Origin of the sequence: Actinomadura fibrosa (assembly GCF_900659615.1) — a bacterium.
GTDB classification, from domain to species: domain Bacteria; phylum Actinomycetota; class Actinomycetes; order Streptosporangiales; family Streptosporangiaceae; genus Spirillospora; species Spirillospora fibrosa.
The window spans coordinates 22,248-30,060 of sequence record NZ_CAACUY010000105.1; the positions used below are offsets into that span (position 1 = coordinate 22,248).

General features: G+C 74.8%; 6 protein-coding genes and 1 pseudogene. 5 read left to right on the forward strand and 2 right to left on the reverse strand.

Annotated elements, in window-relative coordinates; translation table 11 throughout:
- The first annotated feature begins 97 nt into the window (after window positions 1–97).
- Both E1300_RS28535 and E1300_RS28540 read left to right on the forward strand, forming a co-directional pair.
- Window positions 98–808: a response regulator gene (locus E1300_RS28535; RefSeq protein WP_165503035.1), complete on the forward strand. Its 711-nt coding sequence runs from the start codon at window positions 98–100 to the stop codon at window positions 806–808.
- Window positions 805–1,941, forward strand: a complete 1,137-nt coding sequence (locus E1300_RS28540; protein WP_131760181.1) for a sensor histidine kinase — start codon at window positions 805–807, stop codon at window positions 1,939–1,941. Before E1300_RS28535 ends, E1300_RS28540 begins: the two co-directional genes overlap by 4 nt.
- Before the next feature lie 182 nt (window positions 1,942–2,123).
- Here the strand turns inward: E1300_RS28540 and E1300_RS28545 are convergent, their stop codons facing one another.
- Window positions 2,124–2,495, reverse strand: a complete 372-nt coding sequence (locus E1300_RS28545) for a hypothetical protein (protein ID WP_131760182.1) — start codon at window positions 2,493–2,495, stop codon at window positions 2,124–2,126.
- Window positions 2,496–2,851: 356 nt separating this feature from the next.
- On the opposite strand from E1300_RS28545, the gene E1300_RS28550 reads away from it, so the two are divergent.
- The 3 genes and pseudogenes from E1300_RS28550 to mptB all read left to right on the forward strand — a co-directional run.
- Window positions 2,852–3,187: an STAS domain-containing protein gene (locus E1300_RS28550; RefSeq protein ID WP_131760183.1), complete on the forward strand. Its 336-nt coding sequence runs from the start codon at window positions 2,852–2,854 to the stop codon at window positions 3,185–3,187.
- 437 nt (window positions 3,188–3,624) lie between these two features.
- A complete protein-coding gene (locus E1300_RS28555; RefSeq protein WP_131760184.1) occupies window positions 3,625–4,356 on the forward strand; it encodes a glycosyltransferase family 2 protein in 732 nt (243 codons plus the stop codon).
- Window positions 4,353–5,279 (forward strand): annotated as a pseudogene (mptB, locus tag E1300_RS54345) (polyprenol phosphomannose-dependent alpha 1,6 mannosyltransferase MptB); the annotation flags it as partial. The gene E1300_RS28555 and the pseudogene mptB, both read left to right, overlap by 4 nt.
- A gap of 520 nt (window positions 5,280–5,799) precedes the next feature.
- Here mptB and E1300_RS52795 read toward each other — a convergent pair.
- A partial coding sequence (locus E1300_RS52795) for a hypothetical protein (protein ID WP_165503036.1) occupies window positions 5,800–7,813 on the reverse strand: 2,014 nt, incomplete at its 5' end.

A 7,813-nucleotide genomic window follows, 5' to 3' on the forward strand; every position in this document is an offset into this window, starting at 1 on the left:
ACGGAGTGATGACGCGTGCGATGACATCCCGATGATGCCCGTAGCGTGTGGGAGTGACCTCATCGCACGTGCTCAGGCCCGGTACGACGGCCTCCCCATGGTGACGCCCGCCGGCCGGGTCCTCGTCGTGGACGACGATCCCACGGTGGCCGAGGTCGTCGCCCGCTACCTGACCCGCGACGGCCACGAGGTGGAGTGCGTCGCCGACGGCCGGACGGCGCTGCGCAAAGCCTCGGACCACCCGCCCGACCTCGTCGTCCTCGACCTGATGCTGCCCGGTATGGACGGCCTGGAGGTGTGCCGGCGGCTCCGCGAGACCTCCGCCGTCCCGATCGTGATGCTGACCGCGCTCGGCGCCGAGACGGACCGGCTCGTCGGCCTGGAGACCGGCGCCGACGACTACGTGACCAAGCCGTTCAGCCCCCGCGAGCTGGCGCTGCGCGTCCGGTCCGTGCTGCGGCGGGCGCGCGGCGCGCTCGTCCCGACCGGGGCGGGCGGCCCGCTCCGCGACGGCGACCTGACCGTCGACGTCGGCGCGCACGAGGCGACGCTGCGCGGCGCGGAGCTGGCCCTCACCTCCCGCGAGTTCGACCTGCTGGCGTTCCTGCTCCGCAACCCGCGGCAGGCGTTCACCCGCGACGAGCTGCTCGACCGCGTGTGGGGCTGGTCGTTCGGCGACTCGTCCACGGTGACCGTCCACGTCCGGCGGCTCCGGGAGAAGATCGAGGACGACCCGACCGCGCCGCGCCGCATCGTCACGGTGTGGGGCGTCGGCTACCGGTACGAGCCCGGCGAGGACGCTGCATGATCCCCTTCAAGGACCTGCTGCTGGTCGCCTTCTACGCGACGCTCGCGGCGTTCGCCGTCGCGGCCCTCGCGCTCGCGGCGCTGCACCTGCTCCGCGGGCGGTCGGTGGCCGTCCAGCTCGCCGTGGTGAGCGCGGCGACGGTCCTCGCGACCGTCTCGGGCATCCTCATGATCTCGTACCTGATGCTGCTGAGCGACCACGACCGCTCCGTCGTCCTCGCCGTGCTGGCGTCCGCCGGCGTGGTCGCGATGGCCGTGTCGGTGCTGCTCGGACGGCGGCTCGTCGCCGCGAACCGCGTGCTGGTCGAGGCCGTCCGCGCCGACCGGTTCCAGCCGCCGGACGCGCGGCTGCCCGCCGAGCTGGCCGAGCTGTCCCGCGAGCTGGAGGCGGCCTACGACCGGCTGGCCGCCGCGCACGAGCGCGAGCAGGCGCTGGAGGCGAGCCGCCGCGAGCTGGTCGCCTGGGTCAGCCACGACCTGCGGACGCCGCTCGCCGGGCTCCGCGCGATGGCCGAGGCGCTGGAGGACGAGGTCGTCGCCGACGAGGGCACCGTCCACCGCTACCACGGCCGGATCCGCGTGGAGGTCGAGCGGCTCACCGAGATGGTCGACGACCTGTTCGAGCTCTCCCGCATCCACGCTGGGGCGCTGCGGCTGTCGCTGCGGCGCGTCGGCCTGGCCGACCTGGTCGCCGAGGCCGTCGCGGGCACGGAGGCGCTCGCGCGGGCCAAGGGCGTGAAGATCCACGGCGACGTCCGCGAGGGGCTGCCCGTCCAGGTGGACGCGGGGGAGCTCGGGCGGGCGCTGCGCAACCTCGTCGTGAACGCCATCCGCCACACGCCGGGCGACGGCGCGGTGCACATCATCGGCGAGGTGCGCGACGGCGAGGCCCGCGTGACGGTGGCGGACGCGTGCGGCGGGATCCCGGAGAGCGACCTGCCGCGCGTGTTCGACGTGGCGTTCCGCGGCGAGGCGGCCCGGTCGCCCGGCGGCGGCGCGGGCCTCGGCCTCGCGATCGCCCGCGGCATCGTCGAGGCCCACGCGGGCAGGATCGGCGTGGCGAACGCGGGTCCGGGCTGCCGCTTCGAGGTCCGCCTACCGCTCTATTGCAGTGCCCTCGGCGTCAGGCCCTAGCGGGCCTTCCTTCAACGGGCACTGCGGCGATCGCTAGCATCGCTCCGGCTCGCCCAGGGGCTCGCTGCGCGATCAAGTTCTCGCTTCGCTCGAACTTGGCTTCGCACGCGATCGCAACGCCTCGGGTGGCCGAGACACTCCACCTCGCGTCGCCCCCGTCGGCTCGGCGCCGCCGAGCCCGGTCAGCGGTGGGTGGCGTCGTCGATGGCGCGGAATGTCGGGCAGGGCCAGCGCCACATGCAGGCCCGGCAGCGCCGGATGGGGCTGTCGGGGTCGCTGGTGATGCCCCCGGCCTCCTGGGGCCGGTGCAGGTCGAGAAGCCGAGCGCCCAGCTCGGCGAACGCGATCACCTCGTCCCGGGCCCCGGCGAGGAAGGACAGGTCCTCGCGGGAGAGCCGGGTACGGATCGGGACGAAGCCGTTCCGGTTGACGAGGCGGGACAGGTAGCGGGTGGACGTCCGCCAGGAGGTCGACTTCTCGGAGCGGACGCGGATCGCCTCCAGGCGCTCCCGCAGCCGCGCCTCCCTCGGGTCGGTCGTCCGGTCAGTCTCCACGTGCGGCACACCCCCCAGGCGTGACGGCGGCGGGCGCGTCGCCGATGACGCGCCGGGCGGACGGGCCCGGCCCGGTTCGCGCTCGCGCGGGGCCGGCGTCGCCGCCGCACCCCACCTGACCCTGCCGCTGTCGCACATCATCAGCCTGACGTACTCGGCGGCCCGGCGAGAGGGAACACGACAGATCACCGTCCAGGAGATGGTCGTTCGGGTCGCGGTAACCATGACATTGCGGTCCGTAGTTTGCAAAGCGTACGGGCAAGGTCCGGTAACGGTCTGCCCCCGTAGTGCCCGCGCCACACGGGACTTGGGCAACTGCCTGGCTCGCGGGCCGAAGGCGAGATAGTGTGCCGGACGTGGAGTTGAACGTCTCGACCGCGTCTCAGGGCGGTCACGCCGTCGTCACGGCGACGGGCGAGCTCGACCTGTACACCGCGCCGCGGTTGCAGGCGGCCCTCGCGGGGCTGCTGCGCGACCAGGTCGACCACATCGTGGTCGACCTCAGCGGCGTCGAGTTCTGCGACTCGACCGGCATGAACGTGCTGCTCGCCGCCATGAAGCGGCTCAAGGAGCAGGGGGGCTCGCTGGAGCTCGCCGCACCGCGCCCGGCCGTGAAACGGATCCTTCAGGTCACCGGGCTCGACACCGTCTTCACCGTGTGCGACGCCGCGCCCGCCCTGGACGCCGGCTGACCCGTCCGTAGCCGACGGCGGCCCGCCGGGGACACCCCGGACGGGCCGCTCGGCATGCCCGCAGCCGGCAACCGCCCGCCGCCCAGGGTGCACCCGGCCCGCCCAGTGCACCCGGTGCGCTCAGGCATTTCCGACTCGTGGCGCGTCCTCGGCCTGCGGCCGGCCGCCCGCACCGCGGCCGCCGCCAGAGCCGCTCCGGCGCTGCCGACCGTCCCGTCCCTGTGGGCGGTACCGACCGTTCTCGTCCTCTTGGGCGTGCCGATCGTTCCGGTCCCTGGGCTTTCCGGGCCGCCCCAATCCCCCTGGCGCGTCCGGCTTGTCTGCATTGTTTGTCGCTGTGACATGTCCGATGGGTTCGGGCGAACGGAGGGCGACCGTCCGGCGACGGGGGCGCATCCTTCCCGCGCCGGTTCCCGGCGCCCACTACGATCGCGCGTATGCAGGACGTAGCGGTGATCATCCCGGCCAAGGACGAAGCCGACCGCATCGCGGCCACGGTCAAGGCCGCGCAGGAGCTGCCCGGCGCCGGCCTCGTGGTCGTCGTGGACGACGGGTCGTCCGACGGCACCGGGCGCGTCGCCCGGCAGGCCGGGGCGCGGGTCGTGCGGCACAGCCGCAACCGGGGCAAGGGCGCGGCGATGGAGAGCGGCGCCGAGGCCGTCCGGCTGCTGGACGACGGCCGGGACGAGCCGCGCCACCTGCTGTTCCTGGACGCCGACCTCGCCGAGACCGCCCGGGAGGCGGCGCCGCTGGTCGAGCCCGTCCGGGCCGGGGACGCGGACATGACCATCGCGGTGTTCGCCACGACCGTGAAGCTCGGCGGGCACGGGTTCGTCGTGCGGCTGTCCCGGGACGGGATCCGGCGCGCGAGCGGCTGGGAGGCGACGCAGCCCCTCAACGGGCAGCGCTGCCTGACGCGCGCCGCGTTCGACGCCGCGCTGCCGCTGGCCGCCGGGTTCGGCGTGGAGACCGCGCTCACCATCGACCTGGTGCGGCAGGGCTTCCGGGTCGCCGAGGTCGAGGTGCCGCTGGCGCACCGCGCCACCGGCACCGACTGGCGCGCGCAGCTCCACCGCGCCCGGCAGTTCCGCGACGTGGCGCGGGCCCTCGCGCCGCGCGAGCCCGCCGTGGCCGATCGGCTCGCCCGCCTGCGCGGCCGCCGCCCATGACCCGTCCCGGCCCCGGCGCGTCCGGTCCGGGGCCCGCGAACCCCCCGAACGAGAACTCCGCCGACCAGGCGGGTCCCGTGCACGCGAGAGGCGGGCGGCTGGGCGCCGCCGGTTTGGGATGCGTCGCCGCCGGGCTCGCCTGCTTCCTCGGCACGGCCCTGCTCGGCCCGTCGGTCTTCCAGCCCGCGCTGGGCGGCGCGGGCGGTGTGCCGCCGTACGCGCTGCACGTCCGCCCGTCCGCGCACCTGGTGATCGGCCTCGTCGCGGTGGGTGTGGTGCTGAGCGCCGCCGGGCTCGGGTTGTGCCTCGCCGCCGCGGCGCGCGGCTGGCGGACCAGACCCTTGCCGCTGGTGGTCGCCGGGTTGGCGGCCGCGATGGCGTTCATGCTCATGCCGCCGGTCGGGTCGTCCGACCATCTGAACTACGCCTCGTACGGGCGGATGGCGGCGACGGGCCACGACCCGTACACGACCCGCGCGGTGGACCTCGCCCGCGACCCGGTGGCGGGCGCGCCGGAGGAGTGGCGCTCGACGCCGTCGGTGTACGGGCCGATCGCGACGGGCGCCCAGGCGCTCGCCTCGCGGATCGGCGGCGAGTCGGTGCGGCTGACGGTGTTCGTCCTGTCGGCGCTGAACGCGCTCGCGTTCGCGCTCACCGCGCTGCTGCTCCACCGGACGTCCCGGAGCGAGGGGCGGCGCCTGCGGGCGGCGCTGCTGTGGACGTGCAACCCGCTGCTGCTGTTCCACCTGGTCGCGGGCGCGCACAACGACGTCCTGGCGATCGCGCCGATGGTGGCCGCGGTGACCGTGTTCGCGTCCCGTGCGGGGGACCGGAGCGCGGTCAGGGCGTTCGCCGCGGGCGCCCTGACCGGTGCCGGGACGGCGATCAAGCTGCCCGCCGCGCTGGTCGGCGGTGGTCCCGCCTGGGTGCTGCTGCGGGACGCCTGGACGGGACGGAGCCGCCTCCGGGCCCTCGTCGGCCTCGTCGCCCTGCTCAGTGGGGCCGCGGCCGTGGTGGCGGCGGCGTACGCGCTGGCGGGCCCGCACGCGCTCGACCAGGTCAGCGAGGCGAGCAACATGGTCTCGTTCGCCACCCCCTGGCACCTGCTGGACGAGGTGCTGGGCCGCGGAGCGCACCGTGACGTCATCAAGTTCGGCTCGGTCGCGCTCGGCACGCTGCTGTTCGTCCTGCTGCTGCGTGCGCTCCCCAAGGACGAGGAAGCTGAACACCGCCGCGTCACGGTTGCTCTGGTGCTCGCTTGGCTCCTCGCCGCGCCCTACGAGCTGCCCTGGTACGACGGGTTCGGTTGGGCGCTGCTGGCGCTGCTCGCCTGGACCCGGGTCGACTGGATCCTGCTCGCCCACACCACCGCGCTCAGCCTGGCCTACCTCCCCGCCCGCGCGCCGAAGCGCATCGGGATGCCGGACGACCTGTCCTGGCTGTTCACGGTCGTTCGGCCGACGGTGATTCCATGGACGCTGCTCGCGGTCCTCGCGGCGCTGGCCGCGGTGAGCCTGCGCCCATCAGGTCGAGCTCCAGCGATCGCACCCCCGCCGCGAGCATCAGCGGGGTCGAGAGGCTGAACGCGACCGACAGGATCACCACGCCCGAGTCGTTCACCAGCATGCCGATGACCCCGACGGCCAGCGCGCAGATCAGCGCCGGGCGCATCGTCGGGCTGTGCTCGTAGGCGCGGTGCAGCAGCGACACGCGCCACCGGGTGGGCCGCGCCAGCACGAAGAACAGGAACCCGAGGGCCGCGGCGAGCGGCAGCGTGAACGGCCAGTAGCCGAGGCTGTTCACCATGGCGTTGAACTTCCGGGTGATGACGTCCCAGGCGTCGCCGTCCATGAGGTCCTGCCAGAACCGGCCGAGGTGCGTCGGGTTCGCGCTGCGCGAGTTCAGGTAGGAGATGAACAGCACCAGCACGACCCCGGCCAGGCAGAACAGGGCGAGCCTGGGCAGCGACACCCGCTTCCCCGCGACCATCATGCCGAGCATCGCGAACGCGGGGACGATCGCGAGGACGCCGCCGAAGTCGCTGCCCCACGCGGGCAGGCCGTCCACGGCGACCGCGAGGACGCCCACGACGGCGACGACGGCGACCGCCGCAGCCTTCCCGCTCAGCAGGGCCGCCCACCACGCGGGCCGCCCGCCCGCCTCGGACCTCTCCTCGGACGCCCGGTTCCGCTCGGCCCGGAGCGGGAACTCGGCCAGCCAGGCGGCCGTCAGGATCGCGGCCACCGCGAACAGCGAGAACGCCTGGTTGCCGAACCCGTAGAACCGTCCGGCGACGAGCGCCGTGTAGCCCATCAGCGTGTTGAGCTGCAACGTCGACCCGGTCATCACGTCCACGGCGAGGACGAGCGCGGTCGCCCCAGTGATCACCAGCCCGGGGCCGAACGCGGACCGGCGCCACGGCCCGGCGAGCGCGAGGCCCGTCAGCAGGCCGCTGAAGCCCAGCACGGTGCAGATCAGCACCGGCGTCGGATGGGACGCCCGCCACCACGGCAGCAGCCCGGCGAGGAACGACGCGCAGGGCGCCGCGCCGCCGAGCAGCGCGATCACGCGGGTGCCGCCGAGGACCCGCGCCCGCGAGCGGGGGTCGCCGCGCACCCGCCGCAGCGCCAGCGCCGCCACTCCGTACAGGACGAGCTGCGTGGCGAACAGCACCCAGTAGAACGAGGTCTGGACGTTGCGGATCGCCTGGGCCGCCACGTCCTCGTCCACCAGCGCCGCAACCCGGTCCTCGGTGGACGCCTTCGACCGCTGCGACCGCCAGGCCGAGCCGACGGCCTCCTTGGGCTGCTTCAAGCCGAGGAGCTTCAAGGTCGTCGCGGTGAGGTCGGTGAGGGTCACCAGGCCGTCCTGCCGCGTCGCGCTCGACGTCAGGTAGCCGGGCCCGTAGCCGAGATCGCCCGCCCCGGTGCCGCGGGCGACGGCGACCCGCAGGTGCGGCCGGACGCTGGTGTCGGAGAGCCCGGCGACGAGGACGGTCGTCCCGGCCGGGACGCCGGCGAGGACCTGCGCGACCCGCCGGTCCACTGCGGCCGCGGCGGCGGCGCGCTTGCGGTCCTCGACCGGGACCTGGTCGCCGTGCGGGTCGACCCCGGCGGTCAGGTAGGCGCGGAACATGTCGTCCACGTCGACGGCGGCGAGTGGGCAGCTCGCCCAGTCGGCGGCGGTCGCCTTGTCCGGGGAGGCGACGTAGCGGTCCACGCGGCCGCCGCCGTCGCCGAGCCCGAACACCGCGCCGGGGCCGACGGCGAAGGTGCAGCCGCCCGCCGCGTGCACGGCGTCCCCGAGCAGGCCGACCTGCGCGTGGTAGGACGTGCCCGCGTTGTCGCTCTTGATCGCGGGCCAGCCGGGCGCGACGGCGCCGCCCGCGCGGGCGGGACGGGCCGGATCAGCCCAGGGGCTGCGGATTCCCGCGCTTGCCGGCGCCGGAGCCCCAGGA

Bases quoted from the DNA above. Each gene is read 5' to 3' on its own strand.
- E1300_RS28535 (WP_165503035.1), top strand. From the start codon at position 98: ATGGTGACGCCCGCCGGCCGGGTCCTCGTCGTGGACGACGATCCCACG.
- E1300_RS28540 (WP_131760181.1), top strand. From the start codon at position 805: ATGATCCCCTTCAAGGACCTGCTGCTGGTCGCCTTCTACGCGACGCTC.
- E1300_RS28555 (WP_131760184.1), top strand. From the start codon at position 3,625: ATGCAGGACGTAGCGGTGATCATCCCGGCCAAGGACGAAGCCGACCGC.